Annotated in this window: 25 protein-coding genes, 1 tRNA gene and 1 pseudogene; 18 read left to right on the forward strand and 9 right to left on the reverse strand. The window is 35.5% G+C overall.

Going from position 1 to position 20,471, the window contains the following annotated elements:
• Positions 1–13: 13 nt before the first annotated feature.
• Complete coding sequence (locus tag EG365_RS14625; RefSeq protein WP_001985155.1) at positions 14–214, reverse strand: heavy-metal-associated domain-containing protein; 201 nt, start codon at positions 212–214, stop codon at positions 14–16.
• A gap of 166 nt (positions 215–380) precedes the next feature.
• Here EG365_RS14625 and EG365_RS14630 point away from each other — a divergent pair, with 166 nt between their 5' ends.
• From EG365_RS14630 to EG365_RS14640, 3 genes are all read left to right on the forward strand, one after another.
• Complete coding sequence (locus EG365_RS14630) at positions 381–2,852, forward strand: heavy metal translocating P-type ATPase (RefSeq protein ID WP_000377582.1); 2,472 nt, start codon at positions 381–383, stop codon at positions 2,850–2,852.
• A gap of 75 nt (positions 2,853–2,927) precedes the next feature.
• Entirely contained in the window at positions 2,928–3,329 is a 402-nt protein-coding gene (cueR, locus tag EG365_RS14635; RefSeq protein ID WP_001020651.1) for a Cu(I)-responsive transcriptional regulator, read from the forward strand.
• 27 nt (positions 3,330–3,356) lie between these two features.
• Positions 3,357–3,764: a GFA family protein gene (locus EG365_RS14640; protein ID WP_000331914.1), complete on the forward strand. Its 408-nt coding sequence runs from the start codon at positions 3,357–3,359 to the stop codon at positions 3,762–3,764.
• 592 nt (positions 3,765–4,356) lie between these two features.
• On the opposite strand, the gene EG365_RS14645 is transcribed toward EG365_RS14640, so the two are convergent.
• Positions 4,357–4,713, reverse strand: a complete 357-nt coding sequence (locus EG365_RS14645) for a four-helix bundle copper-binding protein (protein WP_001088962.1) — start codon at positions 4,711–4,713, stop codon at positions 4,357–4,359.
• Between the two features lie 479 nt (positions 4,714–5,192).
• On the reverse strand, positions 5,193–5,522 hold the full coding sequence (locus EG365_RS14650; RefSeq protein WP_000980495.1) for a hypothetical protein: 330 nt from the start codon (positions 5,520–5,522) through the stop codon (positions 5,193–5,195).
• A gap of 441 nt (positions 5,523–5,963) precedes the next feature.
• Between EG365_RS14650 and EG365_RS14660 the strand changes: the two genes are divergently transcribed.
• Positions 5,964–6,557, forward strand: coding sequence for a LysE family translocator (locus EG365_RS14660; protein ID WP_000253377.1), 594 nt, complete (start codon positions 5,964–5,966; stop codon positions 6,555–6,557).
• 50 nt (positions 6,558–6,607) lie between these two features.
• Positions 6,608–6,832 (forward strand): hypothetical protein, encoded by a 225-nt coding sequence (locus EG365_RS14665; RefSeq protein WP_000825869.1) that lies wholly within the window; start codon positions 6,608–6,610, stop codon positions 6,830–6,832.
• 224 nt (positions 6,833–7,056) lie between these two features.
• On the opposite strand, the gene xseB is transcribed toward EG365_RS14665, so the two are convergent.
• Both xseB and xseA read right to left on the reverse strand, forming a co-directional pair.
• Complete coding sequence (gene xseB / locus EG365_RS14670; RefSeq protein ID WP_000998196.1) at positions 7,057–7,251, reverse strand: exodeoxyribonuclease VII small subunit; 195 nt, start codon at positions 7,249–7,251, stop codon at positions 7,057–7,059.
• Positions 7,244–8,506 carry an exodeoxyribonuclease VII large subunit gene (gene xseA / locus EG365_RS14675; RefSeq protein WP_001283231.1) on the reverse strand — a complete coding sequence of 421 codons (1,263 nt, stop codon included), beginning with the start codon at positions 8,504–8,506 and terminating at the stop codon, positions 7,244–7,246. Before xseA ends, xseB begins: the two co-directional genes overlap by 8 nt.
• A 255-nt stretch (positions 8,507–8,761) precedes the next feature.
• Here xseA and EG365_RS14680 point away from each other — a divergent pair.
• Positions 8,762–8,838 (forward strand) — tRNA-Met (locus EG365_RS14680).
• A gap of 173 nt (positions 8,839–9,011) precedes the next feature.
• A complete protein-coding gene (locus EG365_RS14685) occupies positions 9,012–9,245 on the forward strand; it encodes a transposase (protein ID WP_000636785.1) in 234 nt (77 codons plus the stop codon).
• A gap of 151 nt (positions 9,246–9,396) precedes the next feature.
• On the opposite strand, the gene EG365_RS14690 is transcribed toward EG365_RS14685, so the two are convergent.
• On the reverse strand, positions 9,397–10,068 hold the full coding sequence (locus EG365_RS14690; protein ID WP_001185374.1) for an XRE family transcriptional regulator: 672 nt from the start codon (positions 10,066–10,068) through the stop codon (positions 9,397–9,399).
• 600 nt (positions 10,069–10,668) lie between these two features.
• On the opposite strand from EG365_RS14690, the gene EG365_RS14700 reads away from it, so the two are divergent.
• Together EG365_RS14700 and EG365_RS14705 are read left to right on the forward strand one after the other, a co-directional pair.
• A complete protein-coding gene (locus EG365_RS14700) occupies positions 10,669–11,058 on the forward strand; it encodes a hypothetical protein (protein ID WP_000427184.1) in 390 nt (129 codons plus the stop codon).
• Between the two features lie 37 nt (positions 11,059–11,095).
• Complete coding sequence (locus EG365_RS14705) at positions 11,096–11,641, forward strand: glycoside hydrolase family 108 protein (RefSeq protein ID WP_001019691.1); 546 nt, start codon at positions 11,096–11,098, stop codon at positions 11,639–11,641.
• A gap of 66 nt (positions 11,642–11,707) precedes the next feature.
• On the opposite strand, the gene EG365_RS14710 is transcribed toward EG365_RS14705, so the two are convergent.
• Entirely contained in the window at positions 11,708–12,325 is a 618-nt protein-coding gene (locus EG365_RS14710; RefSeq protein ID WP_000015964.1) for a LysE family translocator, read from the reverse strand.
• A 519-nt stretch (positions 12,326–12,844) separates the two neighbouring features.
• Here EG365_RS14710 and EG365_RS14715 point away from each other — a divergent pair.
• From EG365_RS14715 to EG365_RS14725, 3 genes are all read left to right on the forward strand, one after another.
• On the forward strand, positions 12,845–13,060 hold the full coding sequence (locus tag EG365_RS14715) for a cold-shock protein (RefSeq protein WP_000072673.1): 216 nt from the start codon (positions 12,845–12,847) through the stop codon (positions 13,058–13,060).
• A 203-nt stretch (positions 13,061–13,263) separates the two neighbouring features.
• Entirely contained in the window at positions 13,264–13,488 is a 225-nt protein-coding gene (locus tag EG365_RS14720; RefSeq protein ID WP_000350297.1) for a hypothetical protein, read from the forward strand.
• A gap of 279 nt (positions 13,489–13,767) precedes the next feature.
• On the forward strand, positions 13,768–14,583 hold the full coding sequence (locus EG365_RS14725; protein WP_000932369.1) for a pyrroline-5-carboxylate reductase family protein: 816 nt from the start codon (positions 13,768–13,770) through the stop codon (positions 14,581–14,583).
• Positions 14,584–14,739: 156 nt separating this feature from the next.
• Here the strand turns inward: EG365_RS14725 and EG365_RS14730 are convergent, their stop codons facing one another.
• A complete protein-coding gene (locus EG365_RS14730; protein ID WP_001982898.1) occupies positions 14,740–14,859 on the reverse strand; it encodes a hypothetical protein in 120 nt (39 codons plus the stop codon).
• 484 nt (positions 14,860–15,343) lie between these two features.
• Here EG365_RS14730 and EG365_RS14740 point away from each other — a divergent pair, with 484 nt between their 5' ends.
• From EG365_RS14740 to EG365_RS14750, 3 genes are all read left to right on the forward strand, one after another.
• Positions 15,344–15,802 (forward strand): hypothetical protein, encoded by a 459-nt coding sequence (locus tag EG365_RS14740; protein ID WP_001127325.1) that lies wholly within the window; start codon positions 15,344–15,346, stop codon positions 15,800–15,802.
• Positions 15,803–16,093: 291 nt separating this feature from the next.
• Positions 16,094–16,438 carry a hypothetical protein gene (locus EG365_RS14745; RefSeq protein ID WP_001004676.1) on the forward strand — a complete coding sequence of 115 codons (345 nt, stop codon included), beginning with the start codon at positions 16,094–16,096 and terminating at the stop codon, positions 16,436–16,438.
• A 97-nt stretch (positions 16,439–16,535) separates the two neighbouring features.
• Complete coding sequence (locus tag EG365_RS14750) at positions 16,536–17,642, forward strand: minor capsid protein (RefSeq protein ID WP_000790418.1); 1,107 nt, start codon at positions 16,536–16,538, stop codon at positions 17,640–17,642.
• On the opposite strand, the gene EG365_RS14755 is transcribed toward EG365_RS14750, so the two are convergent.
• On the reverse strand, positions 17,637–18,851 hold the full coding sequence (locus tag EG365_RS14755) for an MFS transporter (protein WP_000648017.1): 1,215 nt from the start codon (positions 18,849–18,851) through the stop codon (positions 17,637–17,639). The genes EG365_RS14750 and EG365_RS14755 overlap by 6 nt on opposite strands.
• 111 nt (positions 18,852–18,962) lie before the next feature.
• On the opposite strand from EG365_RS14755, the gene EG365_RS14760 reads away from it, so the two are divergent.
• The 3 genes and pseudogenes from EG365_RS14760 to EG365_RS19605 form a co-directional block, all read left to right on the forward strand.
• The gene (locus tag EG365_RS14760) at positions 18,963–19,409 is read left to right on the forward strand and encodes a winged helix-turn-helix transcriptional regulator (protein WP_001133965.1); all 447 of its coding nucleotides are present in this window, start codon (positions 18,963–18,965) and stop codon (positions 19,407–19,409) included.
• An 86-nt stretch (positions 19,410–19,495) separates the two neighbouring features.
• The gene (locus EG365_RS14765) at positions 19,496–19,825 is read left to right on the forward strand and encodes a hypothetical protein (protein WP_001210983.1); all 330 of its coding nucleotides are present in this window, start codon (positions 19,496–19,498) and stop codon (positions 19,823–19,825) included.
• A gap of 76 nt (positions 19,826–19,901) precedes the next feature.
• Positions 19,902–19,985 (forward strand): annotated as a pseudogene (locus tag EG365_RS19605) (hypothetical protein); the annotation flags it as partial.
• Positions 19,986–20,471 lie beyond the last annotated feature (486 nt).

Here is a 20,471-nt window from a genome sequence, read left to right on the forward strand (position 1 = left end):
GCAATTTTATATCTTATTGCACTTTCGCTGGGAAACCATCTTCTTCAAGTGCTTCGGTAATTTTATCGACGCTTTCACTGCTTTCAACAGTCACGATTTTGGTCGCTAAGTCTACATCTACTTTTGCATTTGGATCGACATCTTGAATCGTTGCAGTCACACCACGTGCGCAGCCACCACAAGTCATATTTTCAATAAGTAGTTTCATATTCATACTCCATCAAGAATGAGATGTTTGTTTGGATAACACTGAGTCTAAACCTTGTCATGATTGTAAGGTCAAGACCAAATTTTTAAAAAAATATGCTTGACCTTCCCATGATGGGAATCTGTATGCTCAATACAGAATATTAAATTTTGCAGATTTGCAGAGGTATTTGATGGACTCAAAAACCACAAAATTGCCAGCATATAGTGAAACACTCTCAATTGAGGGCATGACTTGTGCCTCCTGTGTAGGTCGTGTCGAAAAAGCACTTAAAAAAGTTGAAAATATTGAGATTGCCAACGTTAATTTGGCAACAGAAAAAGCGGTTGTTTATTCAAATCAACCGATTCAGCGTGAAGCACTGGTTAAAGCAGTTGAGCGAGCAGGTTATGATGTTCCAAAAGCTGCACCAGTAGAATTGTCTATTGAGGGTATGACCTGTGCATCTTGTGTTGCACGTGTTGAAAAAGCCCTTAAAAAAGTAGACGGCGTTCAAGAGGCAACTGTCAACCTAGCAACAGAGCAGGCTTGGGTACAAACAGATTCCTCAGTCAATGTTGAAGACTTAATTCGTGCTGTTAAAAAAGCAGGTTATGACGCGAAAGCATCTGAAAAACATCAAGATGAGCAACTCGATAAAAAAGCTTCAGAGTTAGATCAGCTTAAAAAAGATTTGATCATTTCGATTGTGTTGGCCTTACCTGTGTTTATTTTGGAAATGGGTTCACATCTCATTCCAGCTTTTCACATGTGGGTCATGCACACCATTGGTCAATACAATAGCTGGCTTTTACAGTTTGTTTTGACCACATTAATACTCGTTTTTCCTGGTCGCCGTTTTTACCAAAAAGGGATTCCAGCCTTATGGCGTTTGGCGCCAGATATGAACTCGCTGGTCGCTGTTGGAACTTTAGCTGCCTACAGTTTCTCAGTCGTGGCAACCTTTATGCCGCAGGTATTACCACAAGGCACGGTCAATGTTTACTTTGAAGCGGCTGCTGTAATTGTCAGTTTAATTTTACTCGGACGTTATTTTGAAGCAAAAGCTAAAGGACGTACTTCGCAAGCGATTCAACATTTGGTGGGAATGCAGCCAAAAACAGCCCGTATTCAACGTGATGGTCAAGTGGTTGAAGTTGCTGTTGCTGAAATGGTCAGTGGAACTATTGTAGAAATTCGTCCGGGTGAGCGTGTGCCAGTCGATGGTGAAGTGGTTGAAGGGCACAGCTATATTGATGAATCTATGATTACGGGTGAGCCTGTTCCTGTTGAAAAGAGAGTAGGGCAACAAGTAGTTGGAGGTACGGTCAATCAGAACGGGACTCTAAACATTCGGGCAACCGCAGTGGGTAGCTCATCTGTACTTTCACAAATTATTCGCATGGTTGAACAAGCCCAAGGTTCTAAACTTCCGATTCAAGGGTTGGTCGATAAAGTCACCATGTGGTTTGTACCGGCTGTCATGCTAATTGCTGCAATTACTTTCTTGGTTTGGTTTATTTTTGGGCCAGAGCCTGCGCTGACTTTTGGCTTGGTGAATGCTGTTGCGGTACTGATTATTGCGTGTCCTTGTGCGATGGGGCTTGCAACACCAACTTCTATTATGGTCGGTACTGGACGTGGGGCTGAGTTAGGTGTCTTGTTCCGTAAAGGTGAAGCTTTACAGCTTTTACAAGAAGCGCAAGTGGTTGCAGTTGATAAAACGGGTACGCTCACCGAAGGCAAACCGACACTGACAGACTTTAATGTGCAATCAGGTTTTGAACGTAACCAAGTGCTGACTTTAGTGGCCTCAGTCGAAGCCAAGTCTGAACATCCAATTGCTCTTGCGATTGTTCAAGCAGCAGAAAGCGAAGGTTTAAACTTATTACCAGTAACAGCATTTAACTCGATTACAGGTTCAGGTATTGAAGCGGAAGTTTCTGGTCAAAAAGTACAAATTGGCGCAGACCGTTATATGCACCAACTTGGTTTAGATACCAGCTCATTCCAAGCGATTGCTGCTCAGTTAGGTGAAGAAGGCAAAACACCGCTTTATGTTGCTATTGATCAGCAACTTGCAGCAATTATTGCCGTGGCAGACCCAATTAAAGAAACAACCTATGCTGCGATTGAGGCCTTACATCAATTAGGTCTCAAAGTGGCCATGATTACAGGAGACAACCGTCATACGGCGCAAGCAATTGCCAAAAAGCTGAACATTGATGAAGTTGTGGCAGAGGTTTTACCCGAGGGCAAAGTGGACACAGTCCGCCAACTGCAAAAACAATATGGTCGCTTAGCTTTTGTTGGTGATGGTATTAACGACGCACCAGCCTTGGCACAAGCGGACGTGGGCTTAGCCATTGGTACAGGAACAGATGTTGCTATTGAAGCTGCCGATGTGGTGCTGATGTCAGGTAGTTTAAAAGGCGTACCGAATGCAATTGCGCTAAGTAAAGCAACTATGCGAAACATACGCCAAAACCTGTTCTGGGCATTTGTATATAACGTTGCACTTATTCCAATTGCAGCTGGTGCCTTATATCCAGCATTTGGTGTATTACTTTCACCGATGTTTGCAGCAGGTGCGATGGCACTTTCTTCGGTCTTTGTTTTAGGCAATGCGTTACGCTTAAAACGTTTTCATGCGCCAGTACAGTAAGCGTGCTGAAAATCAACTTTTGGTTTAAGATCATGACAGCAGGTCTTAAACCAAATTTAATATTTGAGGTGTGAGATGAATATCGGTCAGGCATCCAAACATTCGGGCATTTCAGCGAAAATGATTCGCTACTATGAAGAAATCGGTTTACTTGAAGCAGCTCAGCGTTCTGCTTCTGGCTATCGTATTTATTCAGAAACAGACCTTAAAACTTTAAACTTTTTAAAACATGCCAGAGAATTAGGTTTTTCATCCGAACAGATGAAAGAGCTTATTTCGCTTTGGAAAAATACCGATCGGCATAGTGTAGAGGTGAAAGCTTTAACCGTAAAACACATTGCCGAATTAAAGCAAAAAATTGCTCATTTACAGGAAATGGTTAATATTTTGCAGGCTTCAGCTGATGATTGCTGTGGTGACCAACAGGCTTCGTGTGCGATTTTAGACCACATTGAAAAAGGTGTAGGCGTAAGTTAAACCTTATAAAAATAAAAAGGAAAAATCATGGCTTATACAGCTTCTTGTCTTTGTAATGGTGTTCAACTCCGTATTAATGCCGAATTAGAACCCATCATGGTTTGTCACTGTAAGCAATGCCAAAAAGCACAAGGGGCTGCTTTTGCGGCCATCACTCAAGTACAAAAAAGCGATTTAGAGATTGTACAGGGTGAAAATCTTTTGCAAGCGTATTTTGCATCGCCAAATAAAAAGAGAGTGTTCTGTAAAACCTGCGGTTCACCTGTCTGGAGTGAACGTTTAGATAAACCTGATGTGGTGCGTTTAAGGGTAGGGCTCATTAATGAAGAAATATCGACGCCAGTCATCTCTCATGCATTTGTCAATTCACAAGTGAAGTGGTATCCAATTTGTGATACGGCTCACCAGTACCCAAATGGCGTCGAAAACCCTTGAAATATGAAGGTTTGAAGTATTTTATCCATTTGTAAAAAAAAGTGAACAGCACTAGCCATGAATAAATAATGTGCTATAAATGTACTTAAGGTAATCGTAATATCTCCTCGATCCACAGGGAAACTTGGGACAGGGCAAAAGATACGATAAGACCTTATAAACAGCTAGCAAAGAGCAAATAAAAATGGATAGACACATTTTTTGAGTGCTCAACGTTGCAGAAAAGCCCGTGAAACGGGCTTTTTTAATGCCTATGAAAAGTTATTTCTAAGTGTGGGATAGCTTATGTTTTTAAACTATTTAAGAAAAAGTAATGTAAAAATAATAAAATATTTCAAATATACAGACTATTCTGTATTGCAATTTATTTTTATTAAGGGTACATTTAGTTAACGGTTTAAAGTTCAAGCTTAATAATGAACTCATGGTCGTTGTGGGAGATCTAAGAGCCTGCATTTTCCCCAAGATGCGGGTTTTTTTTATGCCTAAAAAAAGTAATGACTCATCTGATCTAAAAATTTAATCCTTTATTCTATAAAGTTTAAAAACCTACGAACGTAATAGGCCGTAGGTTTCTAAGCACGTCTAAAAATTAAGCACGATATGCCTGACAAGCTTGAGCACATGCTAAACATGCTTTTGCACAAACCTGGCAATGCTCATGTTCGTGTTTACTACACTCAGCTGCACATAGTTGACATGCATTAGCACATAACTGCATGGCTTGTTCAGCAAGTTCGGAATGTCTTAGTTCTAAAGATGTGCATAACTGACAGGTTTCTACACAGGTTAAGCAGTGTTTGATGCACTCACGCATCATATGCACATGCTCTTCTTGTAAACATGCAGAGGCACAATGTTTACAAGCAAACATACATTCAATGCAGGCTTGAATAGAGGTGGATGCTTGATTAAACAGAGATTGATTTGGTTCTTGTGAGCTATTCATTTTAATATTCTCCTTTTGAAAGGCTATTATTAAAAAACCGAATATTGTTATCTTTTTTCATTTTATAAAATCATTTTTCCTATCGGGCACTTTGAAATGAAAGATCTACAAATGCTCAATACGAGATTAACCTCGTATAAGAATGTTACAGGTATTTTGTTAGCTAAATTCTAAAAAGGCAGTAAAACCTTAAGAAGAGATACCTAAAAACAAAAAATAAAATTTGTTTGGATATAATACTTTTGGCTAATTTTTTAATGTATGAAAATTAGGCAAATTATTAGTGTGAACTTTAAGGGCACACGTAATGGAAAACATTGAACAGTACGCTCACGGAGCTGAGCATGAAGTCCACGTACACTGCAAACGATCATTAAGCACTTTAATACTGAGTTTGTTTGTATTAATTGCAACTGGTCGATAAAGAAGAAGCACCTACGGGTGCTTTTTCTGTATGACTTGACTATGGGTGGATTAAATTAAGAACCTGTAAAGCCGCGGCGCTTTTTGTAGGCTTTACGATCATAAGAGGGAATATTGGACTTTTGAAGATCAATAGCCAATTGTTTTCTGCGTTGAAATTGCACTTCATTTAAAAGCGCATCATAGATTTTAGGTCGGTCAGTTTTAAACTTTTCTACATCCAGTGGAATCTTACTTTCCTCTTTAACAATATACAAAACTGAACCATTGGCATTGGTTTCATATACTGTCCAACCAACCCGTACTGTATAGAGGCCGGTTTTCTGATCCTTTCCTAAATAAGATTTAAAACCATCGGGATGAGGGCGTACATAAGCATTCATCATGCATCCTCCATCAACTATTTAATTCGATGAAAGCGGCGATCAATGAATTGATGGGAACGATACATCTATTCAGTAAAATCACGATTTTCATGTGTATATATATTGATCAATTTGATAATTTCAAGCTATGTAATTTTTCTTTTTTGTGGGATGAAAAACGTGAGAATTTGTCTAAAAAAGATACAAAAATAACCACTTCATTTTTATAGATAAATTAAGTCTATTTTTAACTTAAATTTGGTTTTTTTAAAATTTATGTGACGTATTTTGCAAATTTAAAATTGAATAATTTATAGTGAAGCTTGAGTTCATTTTTTATTAATAATTTGATTTTAAAAAATAAAAAATATTTGTAATATTTCTTGTTACAACGATTTTGTCGACAATACAGGATTGTTTTTGACATATTTCGCCTAGCGTAATCAATAGAGTTTTTTGCCTATGGTGTCATTTTTATTTATTGGACTTGTAGTCACTATTTTGTTGACTCCAGGACCAACAAATACATTATTAGCCTCGGCTGGTATACAAGCAGGGGTAAAGCATTCTCTTAAGTTGATTCCGGCAGAGGTAATAGGTTACCTGATCGCAATTACCTCATGGGGTGTTTTACTTGAATCGGTGTCTCATTTCATTCCATGGCTTCCAGCCATATTAAAGCTGATGAGTGCGGGCTTTATACTCTATCTTGCTTTTAAACTCTGGATGACATCGTCTGAAGATATTAATTTAAACCGACCGCTTATTACACCAAAAGCTTTATTTCTTGCGACACTTTTAAATCCGAAAGCTTTACTTTTTGCTTCAGCGATTTTTCCACATGCAGCGTGGGAAGTTCCTCATTTATATTTTATTCACATTGTTGTCTTTTTATCTTTAATTACCCCAATTGCTTTTTTATGGATTATGTTTGGTACAGTATTAATCTCAAATAAAGTCACTTGGTTAAATCAACGTAACTTACAACGTATTGCTGCATTTATTTTAACTTTTTTTGCCATGCCAATCGGCTATTCAGCGATTAGCTCATTTTAGACCTAACAAATTAATTTATATTAAAAAATTTAATATACAGGAGTTTTTTCATGAAGAGATTAAAAGTTGTTATTAAAGATCAGTTTGACCAAGAAAGTATTGCTTTAGCAAAGGTTAGACCTGCGAACGATCAGAAATTAGAGCTGTATAAAAGTGTAGAGCATATCGAAATTGATGACGATATTATTCTACCGAATATGGATTTACTCTATGAAAATCCAAAAGATGGAAAAATTTATAAATTAGTCGGCCCGTTTAATGAAGATGAATTATAGAGAGGCGAAGGAAAATTGATTTTTTCATCTGTTTTAGTGTTGCTTAAAATAAAAGCAAACTAACGTATAGACACAATTAAAATCTTGAACACCAAGGGGTCCTTATGGGACTATGTTTTTGCAAAAATGTGACCTAATCCACATTTTTGTATTTCAGGACTAAGTGGTGTTCACTAAGCCCATTTCTTCAATGAGAAGTAGAAATGGGCTTTTTTTATGGAAATTTATTCTTTAAAAGTTTCATCTAAAGCTTGCTGGACTGCTTCAATGCGAGATTTGCAAGCTTTATAAGCACCAATGGATTCTTCAACAATCTTCATCAAATTATCAATATCCGGGCTTTCCTGAGATTCAAGTAATTCGGCATTTCGCTTTAAAATGTCATGACCTTCTTTAAAAGTCAGTTCTTTATCATTCATTTGGAATTACCTCGGTAATATTAGCGTTAATTGCTCCATCTTGCATATCAACAGTAATGGTAGAGCTTGTGATTTGGTGAATGGAACGAATTGCTTTGCCTTCTGATCTTACAATTGCATAACCTTTTGCTTGAATCTGTTTCGGGTTTTGCAAGAGAATTTCTCGCATAAGGGATTCAGTTTGCGACAAAGAAAATTTAACTTGTTGCTGTGAAACAAATTGAATGCGTTCCTTTATCTGCTCAAGGAACTGGTGAGCTGAATTAAGCTGAGCTTGGGCAGAGGATTTAATATGTTGTAGATATTGATCACTCTTACTTTGGTAGGTCGTAATTTGATGTTGTGACAAGAGTTTGATTGTTTGTAGGTTGTCTACAGCTTCTTGTACACGTTCAACAATATGGTTGCGAATACCCGCAATCACTTTACTTGGAGTATCAAACGAACGGTGTGCGATCTCGTCAAGGATAGTACGATCTTTTTCATGTCCGATACCAACCCAAATCGGTACGCTACGTTTACAGAGGAGGGCGGCAAGCTCATAATCATTTAAGTAAGCTAAGTCATTTACAGCACCACCCCCGCGAATAATTACAATCAGGTCGGGTGGAAAGTTAAAATTATTTGCCCATTGTTTTAAACCTGTTGCCAACGACTCCATAAGACTGACGGCAGCCGTATTTCCCTGAAAGGTCGCACTTTGATAAACAAAATGACAAACCCCATTTCGCTCAAGAGCATCCGCATCCTTTTTAAAGTCACCTAAACCCGCAGCATTTTGAGGAGCAATAACTAATACATTTTGAATATCAAAAGGAGTAGGAAGAAGTTTATTCTTATGTATTAACCCTTCTTGAGTTAAACGTTCTACAATTTGTTGATAACGTTTTGCAATTTCTCCAAGTGTAAAACTTGAGTCTATTTCTTCAATATTGACTGAAAATCCATATTGCGGATCGAAACGCGCTCTAATTTTGATTAAAACGTTTAAATCACTAGCTAACTCAATACCTGTTTCACGTTCAAACTTGAGAACAATTTTACTTGCTGAAAATTTCCAGATGGTTGCTTTACAGCTTGCAATGACCTTGTCGGTGTCAGCATCTTTTTCTGCAAGCTCTAAATAATAATGTCCACCTTTAACATTTAAATTACGAATTTCCGCTCTCACCCATACAGGCTCGTCAAAAGTCAGGCGTATGACTTCTTGCACTGTACCGAGATATTCACTAAGAGAGAGCTGAGGATCAGACATATAAACTATAAATGATGGGTTGAGACTAGATAGTATAAAAGCTACCCAAGCATGGCAATTGTTGTCTATGAATAACGGGTTCTGTTTAAAATAAATACAACAATTTAGAGTGTTAAAATTGAAATTGAGGGGGCTTATTTAATTTGAACGGATAAAAAGAAAAATTAATAAAAAGATAATTCTTAATAATTACAACCGATTAAAAAATAAAGTTTGCTTTATAAAATATATAAGCGTATAAAGCTTACTTCCAATTGCGGGGTGGAGCAGTCTGGTAGCTCGTCGGGCTCATAACCCGAAGGTCGTTGGTTCAAATCCGACCCCCGCATCCAAAATATTATGCTCTGTGATGTACTACTTTTCATGATACGAAATCATGGAAAGCAATTAGCTTATAAATAACCCTATATCAAGCTAAATATTAAATTCTAGACGAATTGTCCATACCTTAAATCTAGCGTTCTAATTAAATACCGTTAAATCACATGAGCTCAGTGATGAGTGAATGATTGTGAATATAGTAAATGAGTGGCAAATCGCCACAGCCGTAAATGGCAATGAAATTAATGTGAGGATTGTTCCTCACGTCCGTAAGCAAAACTCGCTTGATGGTTATCGTTGGGTTGAGGTTGGAAAGAAAATTCAGCTTCAAACTGGTGAAGAAATTGAGTTAAACCAAGATGGAAAAAGCTTCTATGCTGGGTTTAATCAACTTTATCGTTTAAATACATATTGTTGATAAAATCATGGTAATAAAGCGAAAAAACCTATCTCTTTTAAATGAGATAGGTTTTTTTATATCAAGAAGAAAGTTAAATAATTAAAGTTATAAAAAGACAAAAGTGATTAAAAAGGTCTTATTATTATTTTAGCTATATTTAATAACTAAATTAGCCTGCTCTCCAGAACTGACGCCCCATGACTTTAAAGTTTTTCCCGTTCTCTTCGGTGACACGTCGGTCCCTAAATTTTTCATTTAAACTATGCAAAATTAAAGAGCCATCTGCCTCTTTAAAAATTTGTTTAATCATGCCTTCACCAGCAAAATAAACGGCATAGATTTCACCATCAATTACTTCTGTTTGAGAAATATCAATACCGACCAGATCACCATCTTTAATGTAATCGGTCATACTATCGCCCTTAGCTTTGATAATACGCATGCATTCCTGAGCAACACGTTTTTCTTTAAAGAATGAAGCGGGGAAAGGAATTTTTCCGTTAATTGCATCAAAATGAAATTCAATTGATTCGCCTGTACCACAAGAAAAACTCGCTTCAACTACTTCGATCCAGACATATTGGTCTGCTGCATCGTTACTCACAACAGTAGGATTAAATACATCACTTTCTCTAAAAGAGTCTTCTGAGTTTCCTGTAGTAAGCCAATAAGCATCTACACCTAAAAACTGTGCAATGAGTGGAAGAAAAGCAGATTTTAAATTCTTCCCCGATTCTAAAGCTTGATAAGCAGGCTGAGACATCTTTACTGCTTCAGCAACCTCTGCCTGTGTTCTTTTAGCTTTAATCCTTGAATCTTTTAAACGGTCTTTAAGAGCCATAATGATCGCACCAGCTAACTTATAACAAATATATAACTTAAGTTATATTTAGTAAAACAACTATAGTTATTGACTAATAATAACTATAGTTATAATATCGGTTATAAGGACATATTGATAGAACGAAAATAATATTTTATTTGAAATTGATTTCTTAATTTTATCAATACCTTATTAAGAAAGTAACGATTATTCTGCCTCACTGGACGACAGAATATAAAAATGGCGATAGTCGATGAGTGGTTTGTACCGACTATTAAAAACAAGAAATGGAATAAAAAAAGCCCGATTCCGTGGATCAGGCTTAATGTTCGTCGATAAAGGGTATCAAGAACATGAAGAATCTAACAAAGAATTTAATGCGTCACAAAAGTTTCCGATATACGGCAACCTGTTATCTCAACTTTTTGGTCAAAAAAGAGAGGTTATCTAGCGGTGTAGTTTTACTGAGGCTTATGTCATTCATAGCGGTTTAAAAAGAACAAGATCGACTAGATTAAATCTGTGTACATAGCAGAGTTAGATATAAAAATATGAAAAATAACAAAGCAGTAGCCATGATTATTTTTCAAAAAATTACGCTTTAGGCAGGATTAAATTATGGAAAATTTTTTAACTTCAAATGGGCTAGCTGCCGCTTTTAATCTCTATGGCACTGTCATGATGGTGGTTTTAGCAGTGAGCTTAGTTGTTGCAGTAGTTTTAATTATGCGGTTTCCACGTTCACCTCAAGAATGGGTCGTGGGTTTGATTTGTACGGTTGTTTCAAGCTTGACTGGTGGCTCATTCATTATCATGAAATGGAATTTACATGAGTGGGTGACAGATATATGGGGAATGATCACTTTAGGTGGATTCTTCTTTATTTGTGGCTTACCTGGTTGGGCAATTGTGAGGTGGATATTTAATTTCATTAATAAACAAGAAGGAAAAACCATTGTTGAAGTCATGAAAGATCTAAAAAAAGCGAAAGATGATATCCAAAGCTAATAGCTGTTTGGCCCTAATAAAGATGAGGACAACTCTTATGAATATTGAGCAATATTTAGATGCACTAATAAAACGCGAAGGTGGCTATGTAAATGATCCACTTGATCATGGGCATGCGACTAAATTTGGAATTACACAAGCCGTTGCTCGTAGTTATGGTTATCAAGGTACAATGGAGAATTTAACCTTAGAGACAGCCAGAGAAATTTATAGGAATCAATATTGGCTTGAGCCGCGATTTGATCAAGTTAATTTGATCAGCGCACTTGTTGCTGAAGAGTTATTCGACACGGGTGTGAATTGTGGTATTAGTTTCACGAAACCACTTTTACAACGTGCATTAAATTTATTGAATAGGCAGGGCAAAGAAGACTGGGTAGACCTTAAGGTAGATGGTGAATATGGGCCAGCCACTTTGCAGGCTTTAATAAAATATATTAAAAACCGTGGTAAGGAAGGTGAAAAAGTGCTGGTACGGCTTCTTAATATTATGCAAGGCCAGCGCTATATTGAAATTACGGAAACAAATCCGAAGCATGAGCAATTCTTTTATGGATGGCTTGCTAATCGTATCAGCTTATAAAAAAGCCAACTTGCTAAAGCTATTGAGTTATAGCCTTACAAGTTGGCTCACTTTCATAAAATAGTTTTATTGAGTAATAAGTAAAACTGCTAAAAGAAAAAATATACAACCACTGACTTTATTGAGCTTAGAAAAATTATTTCCGGCAAGCATCTTCTCTTTGAATATAGAGGAAAAGTTGGCATAAACTAAATGAATTAAAAATCCGATCAAGCAGAATGTTAAAGATAAAATCAAAAACTGATTTAATATTTCTTTTTTAATATCAATAAACTGTGGGAAAAGGGCAATAAAAAAGACAATTGTTTTGGGATTAAGTAGTGAGGCAAACAACCCTTGATAGAAAAGCTTTGATTTCCTTATATCTTTTTCATTATGTTCAGTTTCTAATAAGTCTTGAGTTGGGGATTTTTTAATAAAATTTTTATAACCTAAGTACATTAAGTAAAAGGCCCCAATAAATTTTAAAGCAGTGAAGATAGTAGGGTTGCTAGTAATAATAAGTCCGACACCGCTTGCAGAAATCACAGCGATAATAAACATACCAATAATTAAACCACTAATGCCAAATAAAGCTGTTCTCACACCATAATTTATTGAATTTGTTACTGTAAATAAAACGCCTGGGCCTGGGCTTGATAAAGTAAGAAAGGCAATGGTTATAAAAACTAAAAGACCGCTCACGTTGATACTTCCTGTTTATCATCAATATGTTAATTGCATGCCTACTTTAAAGCAGAATAGGAATTATGTATACAGACAAGTATGTATAATTTATAAAAAAGTAAATTAATAGGATAATATTTGAAAGTTCCTACACAATCTTATTTTTTTTAACTCTAAATAATTTGAAAATTAAAAATCCAATACTTTAAAAAGCATTAAATATGTTTAATTAATATATAGATACAGTGTTAGAAAATTATATTTAAATATCATTGAAAATCAGATAGAAAGTTAGAATTTGATACCTTCGTATTCAATAAGAAATGAATTAATTAAGATATCGATTGCAATTCGTTAAGAAGCGTGTATAGTCGACACTAACTACAAAAATATTCATGTTACCCAAAGTCTCTCTTTTCGCAGTTTTATTTATAATCCTCCGTATATTTTTAGATATTTAAGTAGAATGTGTATTTTTTAGTTCTATTGGTTTGCCCAATAATAAATGATAATGTTTTTAAAAGTTAGGATTAATTTATGTCTAATACTACTGGTACAGTAAAATGGTTTAATGAAACTAAAGGTTTCGGTTTTATTCAAACTGATGAAGGTAAAGATGTTTTTGCACATTTTTCTGAGATTCAAACACAAGGCTTTAAAGTTCTTTTAGAAGGTCAGCGTGTTCAGTTTACTGTAACACAGGGTAAAAAAGGCCCACAAGCTTCGAATATCACAATTGTGACGAATGCTTAAACTAAAGTAATTTGATGATTTTAGACGATTTGATCTGTAGTGATTTGCTCAATTAAACGGCTCTAATCATCAATATAGTTAAAAAACCCACTTCTTCCTTTGTGGGTTTTTTATATGGATAATTAAATAAGTTGATTATTTGTTTTATATAATATAGAAATTAGAATTGTGTTGTATAAGTTGACTTTATAACTGGTATAAAAATGGATATTTGTATTGGCGGTATTTTAAACGGTAAAGTAAGAAAGAATAATGAAAATTATTTCTCTATAGGAAATCCTCATTCAGATGATGTAACGGAGTATCACAAGCAATATTTCCATTTGGATGGAAAGCTTTTATCATTTTGGGTGTGTAATGAAATCAATTTTCAAGAAGCCTCCAGAATAGCTGAAAGTTTCTTTAAAAAAGAGCAAAGTTGTTATTAAGTAAATTTTAATTAAATACTTTAAGTCTGGTAAGTCTATTTCTTTAATGAGATAAGCTAAAAATTATTTTTAATTACATATTTTTAACAATTTAGATTAATTTGTTATTCATAAAGTCATAAGTAAAGAGTAATCTTAGCTCAGAATTTAAAATCGTTGTAAAATTAAACTTAACATTCATGAAAATTTATTAAATTTTTCTTGTCTTAACGGTGCATGACTTACGTCATAAATAATATTTCTTTTTGTAGTATATCTAAAGGAAGGAAATAATTCTAAATGTTGAATATAGTACAGCCTAATATTTGCTTCATTGGTAGCAGTAATTTGTCTTTAGCTTTAATTGGAGGTTTAGTTTTAAAAGGCTTTCAAAGAGAAAAAATTAATCTAATAGAGGAAGTCAAATTTGAGAATCAAATCATTCTAAAGCAAAAGCAACATGAGGTGAAAAAGGCAGATATAGTTGTTCTATTACTAGACCCAAAAGACTTAAAGGCTATACTGGCGCCCTTAAAAAAATGGTTAGCTGATAAAACTATTGTGTCGATGATGGCCGGAGTTAATATTAAACAATTAATGAGTATTACGGGTTCAAAAAAAATTATCAGAGTCATTTCTAATCCCCCTGTATTAACCTATACAGGTACTCATGTGTTAATTGGTTCAGACTATTTAGAGCCTTTAGATAAAGAAGTGATAGAAACAATTTACTCAGCAACAGGGCGAACCTATTGGGCAAATTCAGAATCCCAAAGTGATGCGATTATTGCTTTATCGGGTTCAGGACCAGCTTACTTCTTCTATATTCTCGACAGTATGGTGAAAACAGGGGTGTCTATGGGGCTAGATAAGCAATTTGCTTTAGATCTAATACTTCAAGCTGCATCAGGCGCTGTAGAAATGGTTCGTAAAAGTAATGTTCAGCCTAGTGAGTTATGTGGCAAGGTCACATTAGCGAATGGTATTACAGAGTCTGCATTACGAATGTTTGAATTAGGCAACCTCTCTGATGATATTCGGCTGGCTTTAAAAGCAGCTTACCATCGTAGTAAAGAAATAAGCTTAGAAATTAATGCAGAAATTACGAGACACTAGCTTTAGCTGATTACAAAGTGCCTTCCAAATATTAACACCTTATATTTGGAAGGTATTTTTTTAACCACCATGGTTTAGCCGTATAAAGGTAAAGCAAACATTATCTTTCAAAGAACCATCAAAACGGCTACTTTAAAAATCAATTATTAGCTCAAGTTATGGAATTTGTAGGAAATACTCCCAAATAATAAAACCTAAGCCGAACCCTAGCATTGAATAGAGGGTAATAATAAATAGTACAAAACTAGCTTTATTTTTCTTTCTTAAAAAACTCATGTTAGCTACCTCGTGTCTAGATAGTTACTATCATGAAGAAAGGCAAGGTGTAATCATAGATACAGAATTTTTTCAAAAAAATATAACAGATGGGTAGGTGTTATAACCTCATCTTTAATTAAGTTTTTCTTCAAATTTATGACTGAAAAAAGACTAAAGTATGGTGAATCTAGAAGCATGAGAGGTACTTATAAAAATTATTTCTACATTGTTTTTAATGATAATTTATTACTCATGTTGTGTGAAAAATAATCATTTACAATTGAAAGAAAATATTTCTAATTAGTTAAAAGTATTAAATAAAATTGTGAAACATTTAACATTAGTTTGACTATTTGTGTTCCGTTATGGTGCAATTTTACATAATATGGGTAGTTCTTACATTGTTTTATATTTATTTGCACTCAATTACAATTAAGTCTTCATAATCAGAAGATGAATTTTTTTATTTTCAATTATTTATAATAATATTGAGGAGGAAGAAATGCCAAAGTATTTAGCTATAGCGGAGAAAGTATACAAGGAAATTAAAAAAGATAATTTATTTACTGAAGATACCATTCAAAATTTAAATTGTTTAATTAGCTTGATTCGCAAAGCAATTAAAGGTACTGAGTTCAAACTTAAGTACAATTTTATAAATTTTGAAGAATGCTTAAATCAATTTAATAAAGAAAAATCAGTGCATATTGATTTAAGTCTTATGCCCAAGTTTAAAAATGAAGATGAATTCATTTTGTGGCTTGCAGGCTTTATTGAGCGAATGACAATTGGAGGGAAAGAGAAGCTTCCTCCAATTTCAAACTATATTCCAAAAGGCTTTAAAATTGATCAAGCCGAAATTCCTGTGGCTGCTGAACCAAGCAAAGAAGAAAATGCTGAGATGATTATTAACTACTTTAAATCTGAGGATTTCATTAAAAATAATAAAATATCCTCTTAAATATAGAAGTATTTGTCCACCTTACTTCTATATCTGGCTGATAATATTCAGCTACCGCCTTCTGGGGCGGTTTTTTTATTTAACAAGCTTAAATGATCAGCATATAAAACTTATCAAAATGTCAGTAAATATGGAAATGTTTTATAAAGAATTAATAATGACATAAAAAATAATAAGTTGGAGATTATATTGTTATTCTTATTAAAATATTTTTCACATAAAAATAATCTTAAATTACGTATAGAAACATTTACTGGTACATAATTTCCAAAAAAATAGGATGATGAAGAGATGAATGAGAATGCTGAACTCATTAAATATTTAGATATTGCCGAAAATGTATACGAAAATATGTATGAAAAGTACCAGATTACGGATAACCCTGTAACCAATCTCAATAGAGTGATGGCAGAAATTAGAAAAGAAGCCGAACAAAATGATTTAAAGTTAAAATATACCAAAATTGATTTTGAAGAATGTTTAACTAAGCCTCTTTCTGAAAGAGAGATAAAAGTTGACTTAAGTCTACTTCCTCGTTTTGAGTATAGAGATGAGTTTATTTTGTGGCTCACTAATTTTATTAGAAATATTAGTGTGCAAAAAAAGTTTGTAAAACAAAAGTACTATTTTAATTAGCTTTATAAACTTTTTAACTACTCAAAACTATTAATAAATTTTATAGAACAGCGATATAAAAAGAAAAATAAAGTGCACCTTTGTAGAGGTAACTTACATGAAGAATATTACTGAAAAATCACTTTTTGATGTCTTTACCCAGCATCAAGCTTATCTCTACCGAGCATCATCGCGATCGGTAAATGAACTTTATAAGTTTTTTAATAGTGAAACGATGGTTATGCTTGATCGGTTAAGCAATTTAATGAAAGAGCTGAATGAAACTGAGAAGTTTGCTCTTGCTGGTGGAGAGTATACAACTCAGCATCTAAAAAACATCCAACTTGTTATTTCGAACTGGTTTAATTCAATTAATACTGTTTTACCGGAAATGTTTACTCATTCGGCAACTGCTTTGGCTATATATGAGTCAAACTATATGGACAAACTATTTGGTAAGGTTATTAAAGATTTAGAGGGAGAGCAGCTTTATCAGTCAATAAAACGAGTGCCTTTGGCTGGAGGTGCCTTGGTTGATGAATCCTTAGCTCAAATTAGTGAAAATGCCCTTCAACGCATTGAATATGCTATTCGGGATGGTATGAATACCGGAATGACGCCTCAGCAAATCATCAAACGTATTACTGGTACAAAACGCCTTAAGTACGAAGATGGATTGCTCAACAGTACCAAAATCGATATTGAAAGAATTATTAGAACGCTACGTAGCCATATATCAAATCAGGTCTATTTATATAACTTCAAAAATTTTAATTTTGAATATGTAAGGTTCGTGAGTGTTTTAGATGGTAGAACTTCTAAAATCTGTGCAGCCGTTGATGGTTCTATTTGGAAACTGAATGACTCGGCGAAAAGAGTGCCACCTTTGCATCCGAATTGTCGAAGTATTCTGGTTCCTGTCAGTAAGGATGGAAGGCTTATTGGGAACCGATCTTTCGTTATGGATGAAAGAAAAGTACGAGATATTCCTAAAGATGAGCGGACTCAGTTAATGGGCCAAATAGATGCAAATATTTCCTTCAAAGAGTTTTTTAATCTGACCGATAATTTTTTCCAAAAAGAATGGTTAGGCCCTAAACGTTATAAGTTATATAAAGAAGGGCAATTTGATTTTGATAAATTTTTTGATCCAAAGGGGCGGCTCTATACTTTGGATGAATTGAGAGAATTAGATGAACGAACTTTTAAAATACTTGGGTTATAGCTTCATCGTTCTCCACCAAAATAATAACGCCAATAAACTCACACATGCGCCTAGACTACATACGCCGAGCCATCCTGCATAAGCATAAGTCGCTGTTGTGCTGATTGCACCCACTCCACTACCTACTGCATAAAAGAGCATGTATAGACCCACAAGCCGACTATGCGCTTCTGGGCGAGTACGAAAAATCATACTTTGGTTGGTCACATGCAGGGCTTGTCCACCTAAGTCGAGCAATACTATGCCAATCACCAGCGCCCAAAGTGAGTAGGTCATAAGTGAAAGCGGCCACCATGCGAGCAGCAATATTAACAGTGCTGCCAAGCTTGTGTGCTGAGCATATCCGCGGTCGGCCCATTGGCCAGCACGAGTGGCGGCTAGAGCACCGATTACACCGAACAGTCCAAAAGACCCAATTACAGTATGCGAAAAGTTATAGGGTGGTGCACTTAACGGTAGTACCAATGCGCTCCAGAAAATATTAAATGCCGCGAACATGAATAAGGCTAATACACCGCGTACTTGTAGGACTTTTTCTTGGCGCAGTAGCTTTAACATAGAAGCTAGAAGTTGCGGGTAGCGCATGGTAACAGGCTGAACATTTAAATGAGGGAGTCGCCTCCAAAGTGGTAAGGCAATCATGAGCATAATGATAGCTGCGCAAAAGTACACGCCGCGCCAACCCGCCACATCACTAATTCCCCCTGAAAATACACGGGCAAGCAGTAACCCAATGAACACACCACTCTGTGCAGTACCGACCACATGCCCTTGCTCATGTGGGGCCGCAGCACTTGCTGCATAGGCAATAAGTCCTTGTGTCATGGCTGTGCCGAGTAGACCCACCGCAAGCATTCCTGTCAAAAGAACAATTGTAGAGTGGGCAAAGGCAACCATTAGCAATGCAGATATTAAAGCCATTAACTGTATAGCCATTAACCGACGCCGATTTATAAGATCACCCAACGGCACTAAAAACACGAGGGCAAGTGCACAACCTATTTGAGTGGCTGTAACCACACCACCAATGGCGGCATGACTAATATTAAAGTCACTCGCCAAGATGTCGAGCAAAGGCTGTGCATAATAGACATTTGCTACGCTTACACCACTTGCTATAGCAAATAGTAAAACTACGCTACGAGGTAGGTTCGAATGCGTTTTATTGTTATCTACCGAAGACTTTGAAGATACAAGAGAAGCTTTCATTGTCCTAAATCCATTCAATCTAGTTTTAAAATGCAACTAGTTGAATATTAGATTGACTGGTTTTAAAATGCAACTAGATATCTTGTTACTGATTATTGGTAAGGAAACTCAATGCCTAACTCAACATTGATGAAAGAAGAACCTTGTCCTGTTGCACGCTGCGTCAATCTCATCGGAGATCGCTGGTCACTGCTTATTGTGCGCGATGCATTTGACGGAATGCGCCGTTTTGGAGATTTCCAGCGGAGCTTAGGCGTTGCACGAAATATTCTTTCTGACAGGCTGAAAAAGTTGGTGGAAGCAGGTGTTCTCGAAATGCAAGATGCTTCAGATGGTACGGCTTATCAGGAATATGTGCTAACTCCTAAAGGGGAGAGTTTATTTCCTGTGATTGTTGCTCTACGTCAATGGGGAGAACACAACTTATTCGAAAGTGGTGAGCGCCATTCTCTGTTAATTGATAAAAATACAGGTCAGCAAATTCCATTTATGGCACCAGTCACAGCAGATGGAAAAGTGCTAAAAGCCTCTGATACTCAAGTGCAAAAGGTGAAATAAAATAAGAGTATAGAAAAATTAACCTTTTTTAACTTAAATTTTGGGAGATTAGTTGCTAACCTTGCGCGTCAAATTAAGGTGAGATTATGAGATTTATATTCCTCTTTATAAGCGCAATTTCAATTCAATGTTATGCAGCATCCGAAGCGATGGAGCTTCATTACTGCGAAACTGTGAAAAAAGCAGCGAGTGGCGTGATGGATGCTAGACAACATGAAGTGCCAGCTAAAGAGTTACATGACATCGCCAATCATCTTGAAGAACAACAAGCCAAACAACTTTATCAAGAGCTTATTAAATCTGCATATTCTTCAAAATTATTTGAAGACCCTCTCATTAAGTCAAAAGCTGTCGAGAATTTCCAAACCACTTGGCATGAACAATGTTTGGCAAAAGAATTAGCTAAAAATATGTGAGTGTTAGGAGGAAATGGCTAGCTTAGGTTGGAAGATAGAACTTTATTTCTTACTTACCTCTTCGCTAACACTGGCTAAGCGCGGTAAAGAAGGAGAGAAGGTATTAGTTCGGGTTCTTAATATCATGCAAGGCCAACGTTACATCGAAATTTGTGAGTGAAATCCCACGCAGGAACAATTCCTTTATGGCTGGATTGCTAACCGCGTTTCACTATGAAGGCTCTGATTTCGCTGTGTATTCTACTTTCAGGTTGCACAGCTCATACGATATCTACAAAAGTGCATGTCACTGTTTGTGTGCAGTGTGTGAATTAAAGTCTTTAGGAGAACGCTTTTTTATAGATGGGTGAATAAGTTAAATTGGTTTAAATTTTCTTTAAATATATTTAATTTTAGCTTTAGTATCTATAAGTTAATATAACGAGCTTTATTGTTATTTTCGTAAAAATAAAAAATAAAAATTTTTTTAAGTTAATGTTTTTTAAAATTATATATATTTTATATTTACATTAATAAGATTGGATACAGAGGCATGATTCATTATTAAATTTATATCATCTACTTTAAATAAGCTATTTACCCTTTGCGAAGAATATTCAACGAGCGGTATAAATATGGTTGATTGAAATAATGAATAAATAACCCC

This window comes from Acinetobacter sp. FDAARGOS_494 (assembly GCF_003812225.1).
GTDB classification, from domain to species: domain Bacteria; phylum Pseudomonadota; class Gammaproteobacteria; order Pseudomonadales; family Moraxellaceae; genus Acinetobacter; species Acinetobacter baumannii.

Excerpts from the sequence above, each read along its gene's own strand:
- EG365_RS14625 (WP_001985155.1), bottom strand. The coding sequence starts at position 214 with ATGAATATGAAACTACTTATTGAAAATATGACTTGTGGTGGCTGCGCA.
- EG365_RS14630 (WP_000377582.1), top strand. The coding sequence starts at position 381 with ATGGACTCAAAAACCACAAAATTGCCAGCATATAGTGAAACACTCTCA.
- cueR (WP_001020651.1), top strand. The coding sequence starts at position 2,928 with ATGAATATCGGTCAGGCATCCAAACATTCGGGCATTTCAGCGAAAATG.
- EG365_RS14640 (WP_000331914.1), top strand. The coding sequence starts at position 3,357 with ATGGCTTATACAGCTTCTTGTCTTTGTAATGGTGTTCAACTCCGTATT.
- EG365_RS14645 (WP_001088962.1), bottom strand. The coding sequence starts at position 4,713 with ATGAATAGCTCACAAGAACCAAATCAATCTCTGTTTAATCAAGCATCC.
- EG365_RS14650 (WP_000980495.1), bottom strand. The coding sequence starts at position 5,522 with ATGATGAATGCTTATGTACGCCCTCATCCCGATGGTTTTAAATCTTAT.
- EG365_RS14660 (WP_000253377.1), top strand. The coding sequence starts at position 5,964 with ATGGTGTCATTTTTATTTATTGGACTTGTAGTCACTATTTTGTTGACT.
- EG365_RS14665 (WP_000825869.1), top strand. The coding sequence starts at position 6,608 with ATGAAGAGATTAAAAGTTGTTATTAAAGATCAGTTTGACCAAGAAAGT.
- xseB (WP_000998196.1), bottom strand. The coding sequence starts at position 7,251 with ATGAATGATAAAGAACTGACTTTTAAAGAAGGTCATGACATTTTAAAG.
- xseA (WP_001283231.1), bottom strand. The coding sequence starts at position 8,506 with ATGTCTGATCCTCAGCTCTCTCTTAGTGAATATCTCGGTACAGTGCAA.
- EG365_RS14685 (WP_000636785.1), top strand. The coding sequence starts at position 9,012 with ATGATTGTGAATATAGTAAATGAGTGGCAAATCGCCACAGCCGTAAAT.
- EG365_RS14690 (WP_001185374.1), bottom strand. The coding sequence starts at position 10,068 with ATGGCTCTTAAAGACCGTTTAAAAGATTCAAGGATTAAAGCTAAAAGA.
- EG365_RS14700 (WP_000427184.1), top strand. The coding sequence starts at position 10,669 with ATGGAAAATTTTTTAACTTCAAATGGGCTAGCTGCCGCTTTTAATCTC.
- EG365_RS14705 (WP_001019691.1), top strand. The coding sequence starts at position 11,096 with ATGAATATTGAGCAATATTTAGATGCACTAATAAAACGCGAAGGTGGC.
- EG365_RS14715 (WP_000072673.1), top strand. The coding sequence starts at position 12,845 with ATGTCTAATACTACTGGTACAGTAAAATGGTTTAATGAAACTAAAGGT.
- EG365_RS14720 (WP_000350297.1), top strand. The coding sequence starts at position 13,264 with ATGGATATTTGTATTGGCGGTATTTTAAACGGTAAAGTAAGAAAGAAT.
- EG365_RS14725 (WP_000932369.1), top strand. The coding sequence starts at position 13,768 with ATGTTGAATATAGTACAGCCTAATATTTGCTTCATTGGTAGCAGTAAT.
- EG365_RS14730 (WP_001982898.1), bottom strand. The coding sequence starts at position 14,859 with ATGAGTTTTTTAAGAAAGAAAAATAAAGCTAGTTTTGTACTATTTATT.
- EG365_RS14740 (WP_001127325.1), top strand. The coding sequence starts at position 15,344 with ATGCCAAAGTATTTAGCTATAGCGGAGAAAGTATACAAGGAAATTAAA.
- EG365_RS14745 (WP_001004676.1), top strand. The coding sequence starts at position 16,094 with ATGAATGAGAATGCTGAACTCATTAAATATTTAGATATTGCCGAAAAT.
- EG365_RS14750 (WP_000790418.1), top strand. The coding sequence starts at position 16,536 with ATGAAGAATATTACTGAAAAATCACTTTTTGATGTCTTTACCCAGCAT.
- EG365_RS14755 (WP_000648017.1), bottom strand. The coding sequence starts at position 18,851 with ATGAAAGCTTCTCTTGTATCTTCAAAGTCTTCGGTAGATAACAATAAA.
- EG365_RS14760 (WP_001133965.1), top strand. The coding sequence starts at position 18,963 with ATGCCTAACTCAACATTGATGAAAGAAGAACCTTGTCCTGTTGCACGC.
- EG365_RS14765 (WP_001210983.1), top strand. The coding sequence starts at position 19,496 with ATGAGATTTATATTCCTCTTTATAAGCGCAATTTCAATTCAATGTTAT.